The organism is Aeromonas caviae, assembly GCF_000819785.1.
Classification (GTDB): Bacteria; Pseudomonadota; Gammaproteobacteria; order Enterobacterales; family Aeromonadaceae; genus Aeromonas; species Aeromonas caviae.
On sequence record NZ_CDBK01000003.1, the window covers coordinates 65,812 to 86,752 of the forward strand.

Genomic DNA, 20,941 nt, shown 5'->3' on the forward strand with positions numbered 1-20,941 from the left:
GCCGGATCCGGCGGGGCTTTTTCACAGGAAAGGGAAGCCGTGTGCCTAACGGCGGCTGCGCCAGCGCACCCTGGGGTTAATGACCTGGGCGGTCTGGGCTGGGGGATTGCCCGCGATGAGTTGCTGCATCATCTCGAAGGCGGCCCGGGCCAGGGCCGGGCAATCCTGGGCCACGGAATCGATGCGCATGGGGATGCAGTCGAGCAGATCGTGATCGTCGAACGTACACAGGCGCATGCCGGTCTCCATCAGGCCCGCCTCGTTGAGGTAGCGCAGCACCCCCTCCAGCAGGGTGAAAGAGGCGGTAAACAGCCCCTTGGGCGGCGCCCCGAGTTCGTCCACCAGCTCAGACATCAGCTGATAACCCGAGCTCGGCTGGTAGTCACGGTGGCGGACCCGGTCTGAAGTGGCCTCCAGCCCGGCCCGGTGCAACCCGAGCTCGTAACCCGCCAGCCGGTGGCGGCTGGGGGAGAGATCCAGCAGACCGCCGAAGTAGTAGATCTCCTCCCCGCAATCCTCGGCCATATCCTGCACCAGCTCGGCGGTAGCCTTGCAGGCGTCCGAGATCACCATGGGCAGGCGCGACTCACCGATGTGGCGGTCGAGCTGCACCACCGGCAAGCGGTCGTGGATACGGGCATAGATGTCGTCACTGTGGCCGCTGGAGGCGACGATGAGGCCATCCACCTGACGGCTGATGAGGTTGTCCACCACCCGCTGCTCCAGGGTGGGGTCATCCTCGGAGCAGGCGATGAGCAGCTGGAGGCCCGCCTCCCGACAGCGGGCCTCCAGGGCACGGGCGATGCTGGCGAAGCCGAAGTTGGTGAGGTCGGGGATCACCAGCCCCCAGGTGTAGCTGCGCACCTCCCGCAGGGAGCGGGCGTGGATGCTCGGCTGATAGTGGCACTCGTCCGCCACCGCCTGGATCCGCTTGCGGGTATCGTCGGCGATGCGGTATTCCGCACTCTTGCCGTTGAGCACCAGGCTGGCGGTGGCCTTGGAGACCCCCGCAAGCGTGGCTATCTGGGCAATCGTGATCCGTTTCTTCTTCTCCACCTGACCTCCCGGCAAACTGACACCGGGCTATTGTACTAGGCAGGTCGCCAGCGGCCAGTGATCGAGACAAATTTTGCTGCCATCACCACCGCAACGTGCGGAAAGTACTGGGTTTTCGCCGGGGAAGTAACGGGTCGACAAGCTCTGGCGCCCGCCATCGACGAAGCACTCCAGGCTGGAGCGATCACACAAGACGGTGATCTTGCCCCCAAGCCAGGGGGCGCTTCGCTCCTCCCACTCCCCGCTCTGCCAGTTCTGGCGCCGCAGCACAAGACGCCCCGGCTGCCACACCAGCTCGACCACGGCCCCGAACCCGAGGCGCCCTTCACCGCACAGCGCCAGATCGAGCCAGGCCGAGTCGATGGCCAGGGCAGGCAGCTCGTCCGGCGCCCCCTCGAAGCGGGTCTGCTCCCCTTTCAGGGCGCCCAACTCTGCCACCGGCCGCTGGCAGAGCCACTCATCCTGCCAGAACAGCTCCCGCGGGCAGCTCATCTGGTGGATCCAGCCGTGCTCGAGAGTGGGCTGGCTCATCTCGTTCTCCTCCGGCAAGCCCAGCCAGCCGAACAGCAGGCGCCGCCCTTGGTTGTCCTGAGTGGTCTGCGGCGCATAGAACTCGAAGCCCCTGTCCAACTCGTGGAAAACCCCGTGGGCGAAATGCTCGCCGTCGAAGTCACCCGCCAGCCAGCCGCACTGGTAGAGGTTGCGATAATCCTCTCCCTGCGGGGCAATCCCCTGCGGGCAGCTGATCAGCACATGGCGATCTCCCAGGGGGAAGAGGTCCGGACACTCCCACATGTAGCCAAACTCCCCGAGACCGCCGCGCCCGCTGCCGGCGATGGGGCCCACCAGCGTCCAGACATCCAGGGTGTCACCGCGATAGAGCAGCACCTCACCCCGATCGTCCAGGGTGCGGGCCCCCAGCACCATCAGCCACTGCCGACCGTCGTGCCACACCTTGGGGTCGCGCACATGGCCGCTGTAGCCTGCGGGCAGGTCCAGCACGGGTCCCAGCTTGGCAAAGCCCCCCGCACCGTCGGCGTGGGCCAGACACTGATAGGCGGTGCGGCCGCCATCCGGGTATTTGACGTTGCCGGTATAGACGAGGGTCAGACGCCCCTGCTCGTCGCTCACCGCCGAGCCCGAATAGCAGCCGTGGCTCTCATAGGGCTCGGTGGGCAAGAGCGCCACCGGCTCGTGCTGCCAGTGCAACAGATCGGTGGAGGTGACGTGGCCCCAGCCCTTGTTGCGATGCTCGCAGCCGAGCGGGTTCCACTGGTAGAAGAGGTGATAGCGCCCGTCGTGCTCGATGAAACCGTTGGGGTCGTTGAGCAGCCCCACCGGGGCTGCCAGGTGCCAGCGGGGCCGATGGGGATCGGACGCCGCCTTGAGCTGTCCGGCCAGCAGGGACCGGACAATCTGGTTGAGGAATTGGGTTTCCTTCATCACTCCACCTTGTACTTGAGCAGGTAGGAGGCGACGAAAGCGGCGCCAAAGGCGATCACCAGACCGATGACGTAGTGGATGAGACTCATGGGCTGGACGATGGCCATGCCCGGGATGCCGGTCAGGCCCACCGCCGTCATGCCGACCTTGGCCGCCACCACGTAGGCGCCGCCGCAGGCCCCGCCGAACAGACCGGCCAGGAAGGGCTTGATGTAGCGCAGGTTGACCCCGAAGATTGCCGCCTCGGTGATGCCGAGCAGGCAGGACATGGCCGCCGGCACCGTGATGGCCTTGATCTTCACGTCCCGGGTCTTGAAGTAGACCGCGAGGCAAGCCCCACCCTGGGCCACGTTGGCCATGGCCCAGATGGGCAGCAGGAAGTTGACGCCGATGGCAGGGTTGGCCAGCAGCCCCGCCTCGATGGCGTGGAAGCTGTGGTGGATGCCGGTGATGACGATAAGGGAATAAGTCCCGCCAAACACCAGACCCGCCAGCCAGCCTGCCTGCTCATAGAGGGCGCTCAGACCGAACGAGATGCCATCCCCCAGCACCCGCCCGGCGGGGCCGATGAAGAGCAGCGCCACGAAGCCGGTGATGATGACGGTCAAAAACGGGGTGAGGATGAGATCCAGGGCGTCAGGGATGCGCTTGCGCAGCTGCTTCTCCAGGTGGGACATGAACCAGACCGCCAGGAGCACCGGGAAGACGGTGCCCTGGTAGCCGATCATGGCGACATCCAGGCCGAAGAAATCCATGGTCTTGAAACCCCCGGCCACGCCCCAGGCGTTGGTCAGGGCCGGGTGGGTGAGAATGCCCCCCAGCGTCGCCCCCAGATAGGGGTTGCCGCCGAATTCGCGCGCCGCCGTAAAACCGATGAGGATCGGCAGGATGATGAAGGCTGCCGAGCTGAACATGTCGAGCATGACGAACAGGGCGCTGTCGGCGTTGACCCAGCCGTAGGTGCGCACCATGCCGAGCAGCCCCATCAGCAGGCCGGAGGCGACGATGGCCGGAATGATGGGCACGAAGATGTTGGAGAGGGTCCGCGCCAGACGCTGGGCCACGTTGAGCTTGGCCGTCGCCATGTCGGTCAGCTCCGCCTTGCTGGCGGTGCCGGTCCCGGTCAGCGCCACGAACTCCGCATAGACCTTGTTGACCAGGCCGGTGCCGAAAATGACCTGGATCTGGCCGGCGTTGCTGAAGCACCCCTTGACCCCCTCCAGCTTGTCGATGGCGGCCTTGTTCACCTTGCTGTCGTCCGCCAGCACCAGCCGCAGCCGGGTGGCGCAGTGGGCGGCGCTGACGATGTTCTCCTTGCCCCCGAGCAGGGGCACCAGATCCTGGGCTATCGCACTGATATTCATATTCTTCCTCTTATGACCCGCCACGCTGGCGGGCCCTTGTCACATGAGAGTAGGGGCTGTCGAGCCGGGCTTCTAGCCGCAGATCAACAGCCGTCTGCGCCTGATCGCAAAAATTCATCCAGCCGGGTGCGGGTCGGCAGTGCCGTCATCGCCCCCTTGGCGGTGGTGGCGAGCGCCCCGCAGCCGTGGGCCTGGGCCAGAATGGCGGGCAGCTCGGCCAGCGTCGGCAGCGAGGTCCGTTCGGCCAAGGCCGCCAGCAGTCCGGCGACGAAGGCATCCCCCGCCCCCGTGGTATCGAGTGGCGTCACTTTGGGCCCCACCCACTCCAGCAACTCGCCACCCAGACGGGCCACCACGCCCCCCGCTCCCCGGGTCACCAGCACCAGTGCCGGGCCTGAAAGAGTGGCAAGCCCCGCGGCCAGGTCGTCCAGACCGCTCAGCAGTTGCAGCTCCTCCACCGAGAGCTTGACCACGTCTGCAAGGGCCATGGCCTCGCGCACCACGGGCAGCATCTCGGCAGGGTTGCCCCACACCTCTGGCCTCAGGTTGGGGTCGAAGCAGACCCGCCCCCCGACGGCCCGGATGGTCGCCATGGCTTGCAGGCAACTGCTGCGCACCGGCTCGTTGGCGAGCGCAATGGAGCAGGTCAGCAGCCACTGCCCGGCCTGGAAGACCGGCAGATCGGCGGGGCTCAGGAACTGATCGGCGCTCGGGCGCACCATGAAGGTGAAGCTGCGCTCCCCCGCCTCATCGAGATCCACCAGCACCGTGCTGGTGCGATGGGCCGGATCCTGGATCAGGTGGCGAATGTCGACCCCCTCCCTGGCCAGGGTCTCCCCCATGAAGCGGCCGAAGGGATCCGCGCCAACCCGGCCGATGAAGGCCGACTCCCCGCCGAGCCGGGCAACGCCCACCGCCACGTTGGCCGGTGCGCCACCCGGACACTTGAGGTAGTGCTGCTCCCCTTCCGGGATCAAGTCCACTACCGCATCCCCCATTACCCACACACGATTCGTCACCTTGTTGCTACTCCACTGCTGCACAGGATTTGCCGGGGTCAGCCCCGGGTTCTGGGTCCGCATTATCAGCTAAACCGTTTTAGCTAACCAACAGATCCCGGGGCCGCCTGCCATTTTTGTGATCGGGATAACGAACTAGAACCAGGTTTCCATCTGCACGCCGAAGTTCCACTCGCCCCCGGCGGTGAAGTTGCTCTGGCCCATGGCATCGGAGCTGGCGTAGTTGTCGAGCTCGGAGGACCAGTCCATCCAGGTGGCGAACACCCGAAGCTCGGGCCGCTCGAAGAAACCGGCGGTCTGCGCCTTGAAGGTCGGCGCGAAGGTGAGCTTGGTGAAATCGCCGCTCACCGCCTGACGACCCTTGTAGCCCTTGGGATCGAGGTCCATGTACTGCCAGGTCGCCTCGTAGACCAGCTCGACGTTCTGGCTCAGTACCTGGGCCAGGCGGCCATTGAGGGTCACCCAGCGGTACTCGTCCCCCTTCACGTAACGATCCTGGCTGTGCTCGGCCAGCAGGGCCGGGGCCACACGCCAGCGAGGCGCAAGATCGGTGGCACCAAACACGGCGACCCGCACCGCATCGGCATCCGGCAGCAGCTCGCTGTCGGAGCCCAGCCCCTTGAGCTCGGCACCCAGACCGTGACCATACAGCACCGCCGCCTTGGAGAAACCGGGGTTGATGCCAAAGAAGCTGTCGGCGTGGTAGGCCACCAGGGTGTGGGCCCCCTTGTTCGCCGCTTCGCTGCCCGCGCCGCCGTCATTGATGCGCGCCTCGTTGTCCTTGGCGGAGAGGCCGTTCAGCATCCACTGCCAGTTGCCAACGCGGTTGTTCATGGTGAGGATGTAGCTTTCGATGTCGGAGAGACCGCTCGCGCTGATGTCGCCGTAGTCGCGCCCGTAGAGGGAGAAGTTCGCCTTCCAGCTGTCGGCCAGCTGCACGTCGTAGACGCCGCCGCCGGTGCCGGCCAGGAAGACCACGTCCGAGTCGAGCCAGTGGATGTCGAAGTTGTCCCGGTCAAAGCGCTTGCCCGCCCAGAGCACCGAGTGCTGGAAAGGACCGCTGAAGCTCGCCAGATCGCCGATTTCGGCAAACACCTGGCGGGTGTTGAGACTGGAATCGCTGGCGGTCCAGTCGTTGCTGGTCTCCACCCCGTCCGCCAGCATCAGCTTGTAGCGGGCCCAGCTGCCATCGTCGAAGGTCTGGGTCTTCAGCAGGTTGGCCTCCATGTAGGTGTCATCCTCGTTGCCAAGGCGACCCACGGCGCCGCCCACCGAGCCGGCCGGGGTGATGTAGGGGCCGCCGCGGCCACCGTTGCCATTGCCGTTCACCAGCAGGCCCGAGCGGGCATAGCCGTGGAACTCGAAGCCCTGGGCCCCGGCGGTCTGCTTGTCCACCTTCTCGCTCTGGGCCTTGGCCACGGCGGCGGTCTCGCGGGCTTCGCTCGCCTTGCTCTGGGCCTCATCGGCCCGCGCTTCGGCAGCGGTGGCGCGCGCCTCGGCTGCCTGCACCCGCGCCTCCAGCGCCGCCAGACGAGCCTCGATACCACCATCCGCCGCCCACAGCGGGCTGCTCATTCCCAATCCCAGCGCCACGGCCAGCGCCAACTTGCTCTTGAACATCGTCATCGTCCTCACCTGTCTTCTGTCGCCCGTCCGGGCTCTGTTGTTGTTGACGAGCCGAGGATAGCTAAACCGCTTTAGCTGACTCAATACACCAGCTAAACCGTTTCAGCAGGAGTGTGAGCGGGATAACATTTGTACAGGGGGAATTGGTGGAAGTTGTGAGGAGGATCCCTCATCGGGATCCACTCAATAAGGGGGGATCCAGGCCAGATGGCGGGCAAAAAAAAGCCGGCACATCCGTGCCGGCTTGGGTAACGCGGGTCGCGTTTATTTGGTCAGGTCGTCGAAGAAGCGTTTCACCCCTTCGAAGAAGCCTTCGGATTTCGGCTTGTGGGTCTTGGCAGCGGCGCCGCTGAAGGAGTCGTCCAGCTGGCGCAGCAGATCTTTCTGGGTCTCGGTCAGCTTGACCGGAGTCTCGATCACCACCTTGCACATCAGATCCCCCACCTGGCCGGAGCGCACGGACTTGACGCCCTTGCCCCGCAGGCGGAACAGCTTGCCGGTCTGGGTCTCCGGGGTCACCTTGAGCTTGACCCGACCATCCAGGGTCGGCACTTCAATCTCCCCGCCGAGCGCCGCCGTGGTGAAGCTGATGGGCACTTCGCAGTAGAGGTCGTTGCCGTCACGGACGAAGATCTCGTGCTCGCGCACATGAACCTGTACGTACAGATCCCCCGCCGATGCGCCGGTTTCCCCCGCTTCCCCTTCGCCGGAGAGACGGATGCGATCCCCGGTATCGACCCCGGCCGGGATCTTGACCGACAGGGTCTTGGTCTTCTGGTAACGCCCTTCCCCATGGCACTTGCGGCACGGATCCTTGATGATCTTGCCGCGACCGTGACAGTGGGGGCAGGGCTGCTGCACCGCGAAGAAGCCCTGGCGCATCTGCACCTGGCCGGAGCCGTGGCAGGTGGGGCAGGTCTGGGCGGAGCTGCCGGTATGGGCACCGGAGCCGTTGCAGACTTCGCAGTGGACCTGGGTCGGGATCTTGATCTCCTTGGAGACCCCGCGCACCGCCTCTTCCAGCGTCAGCTCCATGTTGTAGCGCAGGTCAGAGCCACGGGCCGGGCCGCGACGACCGCCCCCGCGACCACCGAAGATGTCGCCAAACACGTCGCCGAAGATGTCGCCGAAATCGGCGCCACCGCCAAAGCCGCCGTGGCCGCCACCCTGGCTCGGATCCACCCCGGCATGACCGTACTGGTCATAACGGGCACGCAGGTTCTCGTCGGTCAGGACCTCGTAGGCTTCCTTGACCTCTTTGAACTTCTCTTCAGCCCCGGCATCACCCTGGTTGCGATCCGGGTGATACTTCATGGCCAGACGCTTGTACGCCTTCTTGATCTCGCGCTCGTCGGCACCTTTCGACACCCCGAGCACTTCGTAGAAATCGCGCTTCGACATACTCATCCTGTTGCTATATCAGCAGTTACGCAGACGGGCGTTGGTTACCCAACGCCCGTAAATTCATTGACGAATCTGCTCACACTCTTACTGCGAAGCCGTGATCAAGGCTCATGTGCTGCTCGGGATCCTCACGTATATCTGTACGCTCCGGTTCCTGCGCTGCTCTTTACCTTGCTGACGGCCTCTCGCGACAGACCGTGAACAGATTCTGAGCCGATGGGCGAAGCGGACTTCGCCCATCCGGGTCGGGCTTATTTCTTGTCGTCTTTCACTTCTTCGAACTCGGCGTCGACCACGTCGTCGTCAGCCTTGGCGGAAGAGGAGGACTGACCGGCGTCAGCACCGGCGGCGCCTTGCGCCTGAGCCTGCTGCTGGGCAATCTCCATCAGCTTCTGGGACGCTTCCAGCAGAGCCTGCTGTTTGGCTTCGATGGCAGCCTTGTCGTCACCCTTGATGGCGGATTCCAGCTCGCTCAGGGCCGTCTCGATCTTGGTCTTCTCGTCGGCAGGCAGAGCTTCACCGGCTTCGGTGACCTGCTTGCGCACGGAGTGGACCAGACCGTCAGCCTGGTTGCGGGCCTGCACCAGCTCTTCGAACTTCTTGTCCTCGGCCGCGTTGGCTTCGGCTTCGCGTACCATGCGTTCGATCTCGTCATCAGACAGACCGGAAGAGGCCTGGATGGTGATCTTCTGCTCCTTGTTGGTCTCCTTGTCTTTCGCGGAGACGTGCAGGATGCCGTTGGCGTCGATGTCGAAGGTCACTTCGATCTGCGGCAGACCGCGCGGTGCCGGACGGATGCCTTCCAGGTTGAACTGGCCCAGGGACTTGTTGTCGCTGGCGCGCTTGCGCTCACCCTGCAGCACGTGAATGGTCACGGCAGACTGGTTGTCTTCGGCGGTGGAGAACACCTGGGACTTCTTGGTCGGAATGGTGGTGTTCTTCTCGATGAGCGCGGTCATCACGCTGCCCATGGTCTCGATCCCCAGGGAGAGCGGAGTCACGTCCAGCAGCAGTACGTCGGTCTTGTCACCGGACAGTACGGCACCCTGGATGGCAGCACCCATGGCCACGGCTTCGTCCGGGTTGACGTCTTTGCGCGGCTCTTTGCCGAAGAAGTCGGCCACGGTCTTCTGAACCAGCGGCATACGGGTCTGACCGCCCACCAAGATGACGTCGTCGATCTCGCCAACGGCCAGACCGGAGTCTTTCAGGGCGACACGAACCGGCTCCAGGGAGTCTTTCACCATGTCTTCCACCAGGGATTCCAGCTTGGCGCGGGTCACCTTGATGTTCATGTGCTTCGGACCGGTGGCATCTGCAGTGATGTACGGCAGGTTGACGTCGGTCTGCTGGGCAGAAGAGAGCTCGATCTTGGCTTTTTCGGCGGCATCTTTCAGACGCTGCAGGGCCAGCTGGTCGTTGCGCAGGTCAATGCCCTGCTCGCGCTTGAACTCGTCAACCAGGTAGTTGATGACGCGGTTGTCGAAGTCTTCACCACCCAGGTGGGTGTTACCGTTGGTCGCCAGTACTTCGAAGGTGGTTTCCCCTTCGACTTCGTCGATCTCGATGATGGAGATATCGAAGGTACCGCCCCCTAAGTCATACACGGCAACCTTGCGCTCACCCTTGACCTTGTTGACGCCGTAGGCGAAAGCCGCGGCAGTCGGTTCGTTGATGATGCGCTTGACGTCCAGACCGGCGATGCGACCGGCATCCTTGGTGGCCTGACGCTGAGCGTCGTTGAAGTAGGCCGGTACGGTGATGACGGCTTCGGTCACCGGCTCGCCCAGGTAGTCCTCGGCGGTCTTCTTCATCTTTTTCAGCACTTCGGCAGAGATCTGCGGCGGTGCCATCTTCTTGCCTTTCACTTCAACCCAGGCGTCACCGTTGTCGGCCTTGGCGATGGCGTACGGCATGATTTTCAGGTCACGTTGTACTTCGTCATCTTCGAAACGACGGCCGATCAGACGCTTGATGGCGAACAGCGTGTTCTTCGGGTTGGTGATGGCTTGGCGCTTGGCCGGCTGACCAACCAGGATTTCGCCGTCATCGGCATAGGCAATGATGGACGGAGTAGTACGGTCGCCTTCCGCGTTCTCGATCACGCGAGCATGGTCGCCATCCAGAATAGCGACGCAGGAGTTGGTAGTACCCAGGTCAATACCGATGATTTTACCCATTTGACGAATCTCCAAATACTTTGAATAAACTGGCGAGGGGCTCGCCTTGATACGTTAACGGCTAGGTGGGGCCTGCCACTGTGGCTTTCAAGCTCCCGGCATCAAATTTTTTGTGCCGCCGTGGCCTTGCAACCTATATGGGGTCTCAAGTCGGCGCTTCAAGTCCGGCCCTGAAAAAACCTGCATACAGGCCACCTGACAGCCAAATGACGCCAGACACGTTTTTTTGGCGCCACATCCAACAAAAAGCCCGCCAAGCGGCGGGCTTGGTGAGAACAGCGTGATCAGTCAGCGGACTTGGAGACCATCACCATGGCCGGACGGATGACGCGGCCGTTGAGCTCGTAGCCCTTCTGCATCACGGCGATCACGGTGTTCGGCGCCACGTCGGCACTGGGCACCATGCTCATGGCCTGGTGGGCATTGGGGTCGAACGGCTGGTTGGTCGGGTCCAGCGCCACCAGGCCAAACTTGGCCACGCCGCTCTGCATGGATTTCAGGGTCAGCTCGACCCCTTCAATCATCGGCTTGAGGGTGTCGTTCTCCTTGTCCGCCAGCTCGATGGCGCGCTCCAGGTTGTCCAGCACCGGCAAGAGCTCTGCGGCGAACTTCTCCAGTGCAAACTTGTGGGCTTTCTCCACGTCCTGAGCGGCACGGCGACGCAGGTTCTCCATCTCGGCGACGGCGCGAATGGCGCGCTCGCGCTCTTCCAGGGAAGCCTGCTGGGCCGCCTCCAGCTGGGCCTCCAGCTCGGCGATGCGGGCCTGCTCGGCTGTCACTTCACTGTCTACATCGGTCGGCTCGATTGGCTGGGCTTCCACTTGCTCCATCGCTTCAACCTTTTGTTCTTCGTGGCTCATGACATCTCCAATATTCAGGGGTTGCGTGTGAGGGTGGCTGGCGTTCAGACAAGCGACACGCGCCAGCAGACCCTGTGTTGGCGCTATTATGGGGACACAGCCCCGGCTTTCAAGGGGAAAAGGGCAGATCGGGCACAATGGCGCCCATCCGCGTGCCAGGCAGCCCCTTTTCGGGGCCGATTGCACCAACCGCCACGGAGGCAGACAAATCCCCGGCAAAGCGCGGTATACTCCCCCCAAGACTCTCCCAGACCCGATAACCTATGGATTCTCCGTTCAAAACCGTTGCCCTCATCGGCAAGCCCCATCACGAGGGGGCCAACCAGACCCTGACCGGCCTGTACCAGTACCTGACCAGCCGCGGCTTTCGTGTGCTGCTGGAGAGCCGGGTGGCCCATACCCTGGGGCTGCTGGGGGAGAACGTGATGGATCTGGTGCAGCTCGGCGAGCAGGCGGATCTCGCCATCGTCGTCGGCGGTGACGGCAACATGCTGGGGGCCGCCCGGGTGCTGTCACGGTTCGATGTGGCGGTGATCGGGGTGAACCGGGGCAACCTCGGCTTCCTGACCGACCTCTCGCCCCAGGATTATCTGCTGCCCCTGGAGCAGGTGCTCTCGGGTCACTTCAAGAGCGAGCATCGCTTCCTGCTGGAGGCCGCCGTCTATCGCCACGGGGAGCGCAAGTCGAGCAACCTCGCGGTCAACGAGGCGGTGCTTCACCCGGGCAAGATCGCCCACATGATCGAGTTCGAGGTCTACATCGACGGCAGCTTCATGTACAGCCAGCGCTCGGACGGCATCATAGTGGCGACCCCCACCGGCTCCACCGCCTACTCCCTGTCGGCAGGGGGCGCCATTCTCACCCCCAAACTCAACGCCATCACGCTGGTGCCCATGTTCCCGCACACCCTGAGCAGCCGCCCCATCGTGCTGGATGCGGACAGCGAAGTGCGGCTGCTGGTCTCGCCGGACAACCAGGACGACGCCATGCAGGTGAGCTGCGACGGCCAGGTCACCCTGGCGGTCCACCCGGGGGACGAGATCCTCATCAAGAAGAGCAGCCACAAGCTGCATCTGGTGCATCCGCTGGATTACAGCTACTTCCACGTGCTGCGCAACAAGCTCGGTTGGGGCAGCAAGCTCTTCTAGCCAGGCAACACCGGTGGCGAGGGTCTACCCCTCGCTGCTTTCGACCAGCCGAGGCGGTGCCGGCTCGAATGCCAGATGCACCCCGTTTCTCCCCGCTTCCTTCACCCGGTACATGGCAGCATCGGCTTTTGTCAGCATCAGTGCCAGGTCAGCCTCGGCACTGGCGCACACGACCCCCATGCTCACCGTGACCCCCTCGCACGGCAGGCAGGCCCCCTGCCGGGAGCCCGTCTCTATCTGGCGGCGGATCCGGTCACAGATGTCGCGGGCCATCTGGCCGCTCACGCCCCCCATGATGATGGCGAACTCCTCGCCACCGATGCGCCCCACCAGATCATCCTTGCGTACCTCGGCCACCAGCACCCCGGCCACATAGCGAATGACCTCATCCCCGCAGCCGTGACCAAACTGGTCGTTGACCCGCTTGAAGTGATCGATGTCCAGGACCACCACGCAGCGCGTCTGGCCAGGCGTAGCCCCCTCTCCCTGCCTGAAGAGACCGCGCCGATTAAGCACCCCGGTGAGGGGATCCCGCTCCGAGAGCGCCAGCAATGCCTCCTCCGTCTCCACATAGGCCACCAGAGGCAGCAGCAACACCGAGCCGATGGTCAGCACCATGTGCATGAAGAAAATGAGATCGAGCCAACCTCCGTCTCCCATCCGCCCTTCGGCTCCCAGCAAGATCAGCCCCCCCTGACTCAGCAGGATGGTGAAATGCAGCAGGTAAATGAGCGCCACCACATGGAGCACCCGCTTCTGTTGCCGGCCGAGAGAGACGATGAGGCAGGCGCACCACAGGTACAACATCGACTCCATCAGAGCCAGCACAATGCGCACGGGGGCGAGGCTGGACAATCCCAGATAGAGCAGCAGCAACACCGCCACGCCTCCCCTCACGGCACGGGGATGCCATGCGCGCTCGTAAAGCGCACAAAAACCGGCGAGCAACAGCAGGATGCTCATGAGCGAGACCAGGCCGCCGACCCGGATGCCCAGCGCCGGATACCCTCCCAATACCCCCAGACTGAGCAGCAGGATGGAGAGGGAGAAGAGAAAAGCGGAGAGGGACCAGTACAGAAAGTTGCCTCGACCCGGCTTCAGGGAGTGGATGAACAGCATGATCAGCCCCGACATCAGGTTGATTGCCAGGGAGATCAGCAGCAGGGTTGGGGTATGGATCATCTTGACGCATCCTTGCGAAGAGGTCTGTACACAGCCCAGGCTCAACCAGGACTGTTTCGAGTGTGTCTCAGCCAGCCACTCACCACAAGAGAGCCCCTCAAGGTGGCTTCTCGCATCGCCTCAGCCCATGCCAGGTACGCAGGTTTATTTTGCAGGCCATCTGATCGGCGTCACACTCATGCCGCGGCCTTGACATCCTTGCCCTCCCCCTGTTTCGCAAAAATCCTCCCTGTCCACTTTACTGTATATAAGACCAGTATATACTGGATGCATACACAGTAATGTTGACCCATACAGGATGAGACCATGCTGACCCAGCTGACCGTCAACAACTTCGCCATCGTCAAGTTTCTCGAGCTCGATCTGCAACCGGGGATGACCTGCATCACCGGGGAGACCGGGGCGGGCAAATCCATCGCCATCGATGCTCTGGGGCTGTGCCTGGGGGAGCGCGCCGAAGCCAGCATGGTGCGCCCGGGCAGCGACAAGACCGAGGTGAGTGCCCGCTTCCTGCTGGAGGGTAATCCTGCCGCCCGGGCCTGGCTCGCCACCAACGAGCTTGAAAATGACGGTGAGTGCATCGTCCGGCGGGTACTGTCCGCCGAGGGGCGCTCTCGCAGCTATATTAACGGGGTTCCCGTCCCCCTCGCCCAGCTCAGGAACCTGGGTCAACTGCTGGTCAACGTCCACGGTCAGCACGCTCACCAGATGCTGCTCAAACCCGATTACCAGCTCGCCCTGCTGGACGGCTACGCCGGTCATCATCTGCTCCTCGACGATGTGCGCCGCCACTACCAGCAGTGGCGCCAGTTGCAAAACGAGCTCAACCGGCTCAAGGCCGAGCAGCAGCAGCGGGAAGCCCGCCGTCAACTCATCGAATACCAGGTGCAGGAGCTGGACGAATTTGCCCTTCAGCCGGGAGAGTTTGAAGAGATTGAAGAGGAGCATCAGCGGCTCGCCAATGGCACCGAGCTGATGCAGGAGTGCGGGTATTGCCTCGATCTGCTCTATGACAATGAAGAGACCACCATCGCCGGTCTGCTGCAGACGGCCGTGGACAGGGCCGAGACCCTGGTCGGCATGGACAGCCGGCTTGGCAACGTGCTCGGCATGCTCAACGAAGCCCTGATCGGCGTACAGGAGAGCCACAGCGAGCTGCGCAGCTATCTCGACCGGCTGGAACTGGATCCAGAGCGCTTCAACGAGCTGGAGAGCCGCCTCTCCAAGGCCATCAACCTGGCACGCAAGCACCATGTCAAACCGGCGGAGCTGGCCCTGCACCATCAGGAGCTGGCCGCCGATCTGGCCCGCCTCAACTCCGACGAGGAACGACTCGAGGGGATGGAAGACGAGCTGGCCTCGGCCCGCCAGGCCTTCGTGCAGGCCGCCGAGGCCCTGAGCCAGAGCCGCCAGCGCTATGCCGAGGAGCTGGGCGCAAAGGTAAGCGCCAGCATGCACGAACTGGCGATGCCAGATGGCCGCTTCGCCATCGAGGTGCGACCCGATGCCCAGAGCAGCCTCTCGCCCCTTGGCATCGATCGGGTGGAGTTCATGGTCACCACCAACCCGGGTCAGCCCATCCAACCCCTTGGCAAGGTGGCTTCCGGCGGCGAGCTGTCGCGTATCAGCCTCGCCATCGTGGTGATCAGTGCACGCAAGATCTCCACCCCGACCCTTATCTTCGACGAAGTGGATGTGGGGATCAGCGGCCCGACCGCCGCCGTGGTGGGCCGCCTGTTGCGCCAGCTCGGCGAATCCACCCAGGTGATGGTGGTCACCCACCTGCCCCAGGTGGCAGGCAAGGGTCACCAGCACATGGTGGTGAGCAAACACACCGACGGCAAGACAACGGAAACCCAGATGCAGGCGCTCACCCCGGGTGCCCGGCTCAACGAACTGGCCCGCCTGCTGGGGGGCGATCAGATCACCGACAACACCCTGGCCAACGCCCGTGAGTTGCTCGCAAGCTGACCACGGGGCGGGAGGGATGCCCTCCCGTCCATGTCGGCCCTTTCAGATTGACCGTGCCATCATCGCGCTGGCCAGTTGAAGCCTCTTGCCGACGGCGCCGACCTGGTTGGCCCATGCCGTGAGCCACAAGAAAGAGGGGGAGCCCGGGCTAATCCGCGGCACGTGTCTTGATGCTCAGTCTGAACCTGCCAGCCTGGTCATCACCCAGTCGGGTTTTCATCGCCATGGTCAGGACGCCACTCATCTTCGTTGCACTCATTCACATTTCGAACGGACACATCCCTTCATTTTCCATTCAACTCAGTCTGTTATGATGATGTAAACGGACTCGGTACCTTCAGTTGCCATCGACAGAAGGTGACGCTTGATGCAAACACACCGGGTTCGTTTGAGCTGACATTTCGCGGGAAGGGAGGATGGGAGCGCGCTTCCGCTGTCTGACCCGCACCTGCCAAGGAGAACTGCTTATGAGCCCGACCAATATTGTGCTGTTGCTGGAAGGCAAGGACTACGAGCAGGAGACACTGGCCAAGGCGAGCCGTCTGGCACAAGGGCTGGGCGCCAACCTGACCTTGTTGCACCTGACCCACAGCAGCAAGACCCGTCGCAATAGTCTGTCCCTGTCACAAGAGGAGCGCAGCCCCCAGGGCACCCTGGATGCCAAGGCGATCATCAGTGAACTCATCACCCAGCTGTCTCACCCAGTGGATTACCAGTGCCTGGTGGTGGATGACGTGGTACCGGATCTCCAGCGCTGGCTGACCGCTCACCCCGCCGACCTCTTGCTGGTCGGCAGCCGTCATCACTGGATGGAGGGCTCGCTGGCCCGTCTGCTCCTCTACAAACTGCCCCTCGATATCCAGATCTGCCACGAGCCTCACGCCGCCTTGCTCAAAGCCGTCGGTTGACACCACAAGACCCGCTCCCTGAGCGGGTCTTCTTGTTTCTGACGCCCCGCCGTCACCCTCCCCCAGCTTGACCTCCTCCACTGCGTCACCGCCAGAACCACACGATTTCTTACACATTGCTCGCTTCTTTTTGAGGGCCATTTGCTGCACGATATGGCCCTTGCACGCCTTCGCTCGTTTCGTTCAGGTGATAAATGAAAGCTCTTCGAAAACCCGGCAAGCTCACCCTGCTCGCCCTTGTGCTGATCCCTCTCGTCACCTGGCTGGCCTGGCCAGGCAACACACCGGACCCGGTACTGACCGCAACGGTTACCCGACAGGATGTGGAGCAGACGGTGCTCGCAAGTGGCGTACTGCAGGCCATCGAGCAGGTGGATGTGGGGGCCCAGGTCTCGGGTCAGGTCACCTATCTCGCGGTGGAAGCGGGTCAACAGGTCAAACAAGGAGAGCTGCTGGCGGAGATCGATCCCCTGATCGCCCAGAACAACCTCAAGACCGCCGAAGCTGAGCTGGCCAGCCGCCGCGCCCAGCTCAAGATCAAGCAGGCACAGCTCAAACAGAACGAGCTTGCCTGGCGCCGCCAGCAGCAGATGTTTCGGCAGGAAGCGAGCTCTCGTGCGGATCTGGAGAGCGCCGAAGCCCAGCTTGCCGTCACCCGGGCCGAGCTGCAAAGCGCCCAGGCCGACATCGACAACGCCATCATCAAGGTGGAACGCGCCAAGACGGAGCTCGGCTACAACCGCATTCAGGCCCCCATGGATGGTACCGTCGTCTCCATCGTCACCCGGCAGGGGCAGACCCTGGCCGCCAGCCAGACGGTACCGACCCTGCTCAAGCTCGCCAATCTCGACACCATGACGGTCAAGGCCCAGATCTCCGAAGCGGACGTCACCCGTGTCAAGGCAGGCATGCCGGTCTATTTCACCCTGATAGGGGATCCGGATACTCGCTACCACGGTACCCTTCGCACGGTCGAACTGGCCCCCACCAACATCAATGAGCAGACGGCCAGCACCACGGCCACCAGCAATGCGGCCATCTACTACTATGCCCTGTTCGATGTGCCCAACCCCGGCCATCAGCTGCGGGTCGCCATGACGACCCAGGTCACCATCGTGCTCGGCGAGCGCAAGCAGGTGCTGGCCATTCCCCAGACCGCCCTCGGCAAGAAGACTGGCGACAACGAGTACGAGGTCAGCCTGCTCAAGGCGGGGGACCAGAGAGAGATCCGCCGCATCAAGACCGGCATGAAGGATGACATCAAGATTGAGGTGGTGAGCGGCCTGACCGAGCAGGATAAGGTGATCCTGGAGCAGGGCAAGCCGGCCCTGCACGATGAAGGGGAGATGGAGCCGTGAGCGAGCCCCTGATCCGTCTCAAGGGCATCGAGCGGCGCTACCAGAGCGGAGAGCACGAAGTGACCGTGCTGCACCCGCTGGATCTCGCCATCGATGCCGGGGAGATGGTGGCCATCGTCGGCGCCTCCGGCTCCGGCAAATCGACCCTGATGAACCTGCTGGGCTGCCTCGATCGCCCGAGCGGCGGCCAGTATCTGTTTCGCGGCCAGGACACCGCGACCCTGGATGCCCTCTCCCTGGCACGGCTGCGCTGCCACCACTTCGGCTTCATCTTCCAGCGCTATCACCTGCTGCCCCATCTGGATGCGGCCGCCAACGTGGAGATCCCCGCCATCTATGCCGGCACCGCCCGCCTTGATCGCCAGGCCCGTGCCCGCTCCTTGCTGACCCGCCTGGGACTGCAGGATCGCAGCCACCACAGACCCGGCCAGCTCTCCGGCGGTCAGCAGCAGCGGGTCAGTATTGCCCGGGCGCTCGCCAACGGCGGCGAGGTGATCCTGGCGGACGAACCCACCGGCGCTCTCGACAGCCAGAGCGGCAAGGAGGTGATGGCCATCCTCAAGGAGCTGCACGCCCAGGGCCACACCATCATTCTGGTGACCCACGACATGGCGGTGGCAAGCCATGCGGATCGCATCATCACCCTGCGTGACGGGCGGGTAGTGGAGGACAGCGGCCATCGGGCGACCGATGACAACGCAGCCTCACCCTCCCTATCCGGGACGCCGGCCCACCCGCAGCCAGGTGACGGCAGCCAGCTGGCCCCTCCCTCTGTCGGGCAAGATGCACAGAGCACAGGCGCCGCCGTCCGCACCGCAAGCCGGGGCTGGGATCGCTACCGGGAGGCGGGGCGCATGGCCCTGCACGCCATGCTGGCCCATCGCATGCGCACCTTCCTCACCATGCTCGGCATCATCATCGGTATCGCCGCCGTGGTCAGCGTGGTGGCGCTGGGTCAGGGGGCGCGCGCCAAGGTGATCGACGACATCAACGCCATGGGCACCAACACCATCGACATCTTCCCCGGCAAGGACTGGGGAGACGAGAAGGCCGCCAGCATCCAGACCCTGAACGAGCGGGATCTCGACGCGCTGCTCGGCCAGCCCTATCTGGAGGGGGCCAGCCCCCAGATAGCGACGTCGGGCCAGCTTCGCTATCGCAACAAGACCAGCAGCGGCAGCGTGATCGGGGTCGGCAACGACTTTTTCCGGGTCAAGGGGATGACGCTCACCCAGGGGCGCCTGCTCGATGAGCGGGACATTCGAAACCGGACGGCAGTCGCCGTGGTGGATGGCAAGACCATAGAGAGCCTGCTCGGCAAGGTGGACCCGGTCGGCCAGGTGGTGCTGGTCGGCACCCTGCCGGTGCGCATCGTGGGGGTGGTCACCCAGGAGACCGGCTTTGGCCGCAGCAGCCAGTCGGTCAATGTCTGGCTCCCCTACAGCGCCGTAATGAGCCGTCTCCTCTCCCAGCAGCACTTCACCCAGATCACCATCCGGGTCAAAGACGGCGTCCAGCCCGCCCTGGCCGAGCAGGCGGCAGTCGCCCTGCTCACCCAGCGCCACGGCGTGAAGGACTTCTTCACCTTCAGCAGCGACAGCATCGTCAAATCGGTGGAGAAGACCACCGCCACCCTGACACTGCTGGTCTCCGCCATCGCGGTGATCTCCCTCATCGTCGGCGGCGTCGGAGTGATGAACATCATGCTGGTCTCGGTGGTGGAGCGCACCCGGGAGATAGGGATCCGCATCGCCGTCGGCGCCCGCCAGTCCGACATACTGCAACAGTTCCTCATCGAGGCGGTGATGGTCAGCCTGCTGGGGGGGCTGCTCGGTATCGGCCTCGCCCTGCTCATCGGCGCTCTCTTCTCCCTGCTCGTGGAAAGCTTCCAGATGCGCTTCTCGCTCTTCTCCATCCTGATGGCCTTCGGGTGCTCCTCCCTCATCGGGATCCTGTTTGGTTACCTGCCCGCCCGCAATGCGGCCAGGCTCGATCCGGTGGAGGCACTGGCGAGGGAATGACGATGCACAACCTATCAAGGCTCGGGCTAAGCCTGATGCTCACCGCCAGCCTCGGTGCCTGCAGCCAGCAGAGCACCTATCACAGACCCGATCTCGACGTGGCGCCAGCATGGCAGCAGGAGAGCCGGGGTCTCACCGCGCAGCAGGCAGGCCCCTGGTGGCAGGGATTCCAGGATCCCGCGCTCGATCGCCTGGTCGAGGCGGTGCTGGCCGCCAACCCGGACATGCGGGTGGCCGGGCTCAAGCTCAAGAATGCCCTGCTCGGCGCCGATCTGGCTGACACCAACCTCACCCCCTCGGTCAGCGCCAATCTCGGGGCCAGCGGCACCAAGAACATGAAAGATGGCAGCGCCAGCAGCAACCTGGGCCCTTCCCTCAACCTCAGCTACGAGGTGGATCTCTGGGGCAGACTGGCCGCGGCAAGGGATCAGGCAAGCTGGGAAGCACAGGCCAGCGAACAGGATCTGGCCGCCACCCGGTTGCTGCTCATCGGCAAGACCCTGGAGCAATACTGGCAACTGGCCTACCTCGGTTCAGCCATTACCCTGGGCACCCAGCAACTGGCCAATCTGGAGCGCATTGAGCGCCTGACCCGCGCCAAATACGAGGCGGGCGCCGTGACCCGACTCGATCTGGTACAGGCCAGCCAGCAGAAGGCAGGCAAGCAAGCGGAGCTCGCCACCCTCACCCAGCAGCGGGCACAGGCGGGCAATGCTCTTCGCCTGCTGCTGGGCCGCAGCAGCGGGCCGCTCGCTGACGCTCCCGACGCCCTGATCATGGGCCCGATCCCGTCCCTGGCGGCCGGCATTCCCGCCGATGTGCTGGCCCGGCGGCCCGATGTGCGCGCCGCCGAACTCAGGCTGCGCAAGACCCTTGCGAGGGGAGACGAGATCCGCACCGGCTTTTATCCCACCCTGAGCCTGACCGGCGGTGCCAGCACCACCTCGGATACCCTGACCCAGGTGCTGCAAAATCCGGTCGGCACCCTGGGCGCCACGCTGGCGCTCCCTTTCCTCGAGTACAACAAGACCCGGCTCTCCATCGCCAGCGCCGACATCGACTACCAGATTGCCGAAACCGAGTTTCGCAAGCAGCTCTATACCGCGCTGCTGGAAGTGGAGGATGGCCTGGCAGCCCGTCAGCAAGGGGATCAGCGGCTGCGCTATCTGGAGCAGCAGAGGGCCTATGCCCGGGAGGCCGAGAGGCTGGCAGGCGCCCGTTTCCTGGCCGGTGCCACCGGGGTGCAACCCTGGCTGGATGAGCAGAACCGCCTGTGGGATGCCGAGCTCGCCCTGCTGGCACAGCAGCAGACCCAGCTCAACAACATGGCAGGCATCTATCGGGCGCTGGGGGGAAGCGATCGAACCTGACCCAGGCAGAGAGTGTGGGATCGCGATGGAC

At 63.9% G+C, this 20,941-nt stretch carries 15 protein-coding genes; 6 read left to right on the forward strand and 9 right to left on the reverse strand.

Features of this window, described 5'->3' with window-relative positions; translation table 11 throughout:
* Positions 1-45 precede the first annotated feature (45 nt).
* The 8 genes from BN1120_RS00325 to grpE all read right to left on the reverse strand — a co-directional run bounded on the left by BN1120_RS00325 (position 46) and on the right by grpE (position 10,952).
* Positions 46-1,056 (reverse strand): substrate-binding domain-containing protein, encoded by a 1,011-nt coding sequence (locus BN1120_RS00325; protein WP_042014240.1) that lies wholly within the window; start codon positions 1,054-1,056, stop codon positions 46-48.
* 27 nt (positions 1,057-1,083) lie between these two features.
* Complete coding sequence (locus tag BN1120_RS00330; protein ID WP_042014241.1) at positions 1,084-2,499, reverse strand: glycoside hydrolase family 32 protein; 1,416 nt, start codon at positions 2,497-2,499, stop codon at positions 1,084-1,086.
* Positions 2,499-3,863 (reverse strand): sucrose-specific PTS transporter subunit IIBC, encoded by a 1,365-nt coding sequence (locus BN1120_RS00335; RefSeq protein WP_042014242.1) that lies wholly within the window; start codon positions 3,861-3,863, stop codon positions 2,499-2,501. Before BN1120_RS00335 ends, BN1120_RS00330 begins: the two co-directional genes overlap by 1 nt.
* 83 nt (positions 3,864-3,946) lie before the next feature.
* A complete protein-coding gene (locus BN1120_RS00340; protein WP_080767827.1) occupies positions 3,947-4,906 on the reverse strand; it encodes an aminoimidazole riboside kinase in 960 nt (319 codons plus the stop codon).
* 111 nt (positions 4,907-5,017) lie between these two features.
* The gene (locus BN1120_RS00345) at positions 5,018-6,508 is read right to left on the reverse strand and encodes a carbohydrate porin (RefSeq protein WP_080767822.1); all 1,491 of its coding nucleotides are present in this window, start codon (positions 6,506-6,508) and stop codon (positions 5,018-5,020) included.
* 264 nt (positions 6,509-6,772) lie between these two features.
* Positions 6,773-7,909: a molecular chaperone DnaJ gene (gene dnaJ, locus BN1120_RS00350; RefSeq protein WP_041214802.1), complete on the reverse strand. Its 1,137-nt coding sequence runs from the start codon at positions 7,907-7,909 to the stop codon at positions 6,773-6,775.
* Between the two features lie 254 nt (positions 7,910-8,163).
* Positions 8,164-10,092: a molecular chaperone DnaK gene (gene dnaK, locus BN1120_RS00355; RefSeq protein WP_010673646.1), complete on the reverse strand. Its 1,929-nt coding sequence runs from the start codon at positions 10,090-10,092 to the stop codon at positions 8,164-8,166.
* A gap of 284 nt (positions 10,093-10,376) precedes the next feature.
* The gene (gene grpE / locus BN1120_RS00360; protein ID WP_042014244.1) at positions 10,377-10,952 is read right to left on the reverse strand and encodes a nucleotide exchange factor GrpE; all 576 of its coding nucleotides are present in this window, start codon (positions 10,950-10,952) and stop codon (positions 10,377-10,379) included.
* Between the two features lie 263 nt (positions 10,953-11,215).
* On the opposite strand from grpE, the gene nadK reads away from it, so the two are divergent.
* On the forward strand, positions 11,216-12,100 hold the full coding sequence (gene nadK / locus BN1120_RS00365) for an NAD(+) kinase (RefSeq protein ID WP_010673644.1): 885 nt from the start codon (positions 11,216-11,218) through the stop codon (positions 12,098-12,100).
* A 24-nt stretch (positions 12,101-12,124) separates the two neighbouring features.
* On the opposite strand, the gene BN1120_RS00370 is transcribed toward nadK, so the two are convergent.
* Positions 12,125-13,282 (reverse strand): GGDEF domain-containing protein, encoded by a 1,158-nt coding sequence (locus BN1120_RS00370; RefSeq protein WP_042014246.1) that lies wholly within the window; start codon positions 13,280-13,282, stop codon positions 12,125-12,127.
* Between the two features lie 306 nt (positions 13,283-13,588).
* Between BN1120_RS00370 and recN the strand changes: the two genes are divergently transcribed.
* The 5 genes from recN (at position 13,589) to BN1120_RS00395 (ending at position 20,910) form a co-directional block, all read left to right on the forward strand.
* On the forward strand, positions 13,589-15,253 hold the full coding sequence (recN, locus tag BN1120_RS00375) for a DNA repair protein RecN (RefSeq protein ID WP_042014248.1): 1,665 nt from the start codon (positions 13,589-13,591) through the stop codon (positions 15,251-15,253).
* A gap of 467 nt (positions 15,254-15,720) precedes the next feature.
* Positions 15,721-16,161, forward strand: a complete 441-nt coding sequence (locus BN1120_RS00380) for a universal stress protein (protein WP_041213254.1) — start codon at positions 15,721-15,723, stop codon at positions 16,159-16,161.
* 194 nt (positions 16,162-16,355) lie between these two features.
* On the forward strand, positions 16,356-17,519 hold the full coding sequence (locus BN1120_RS00385) for an efflux RND transporter periplasmic adaptor subunit (protein WP_042014249.1): 1,164 nt from the start codon (positions 16,356-16,358) through the stop codon (positions 17,517-17,519).
* Positions 17,516-19,540: a MacB family efflux pump subunit gene (locus tag BN1120_RS00390; RefSeq protein WP_042014250.1), complete on the forward strand. Its 2,025-nt coding sequence runs from the start codon at positions 17,516-17,518 to the stop codon at positions 19,538-19,540. Before BN1120_RS00385 ends, BN1120_RS00390 begins: the two co-directional genes overlap by 4 nt.
* The gene (locus BN1120_RS00395; protein WP_042014252.1) at positions 19,537-20,910 is read left to right on the forward strand and encodes an efflux transporter outer membrane subunit; all 1,374 of its coding nucleotides are present in this window, start codon (positions 19,537-19,539) and stop codon (positions 20,908-20,910) included. The genes BN1120_RS00390 and BN1120_RS00395 overlap by 4 nt, the downstream gene beginning before the upstream one ends.
* Positions 20,911-20,941 lie beyond the last annotated feature (31 nt).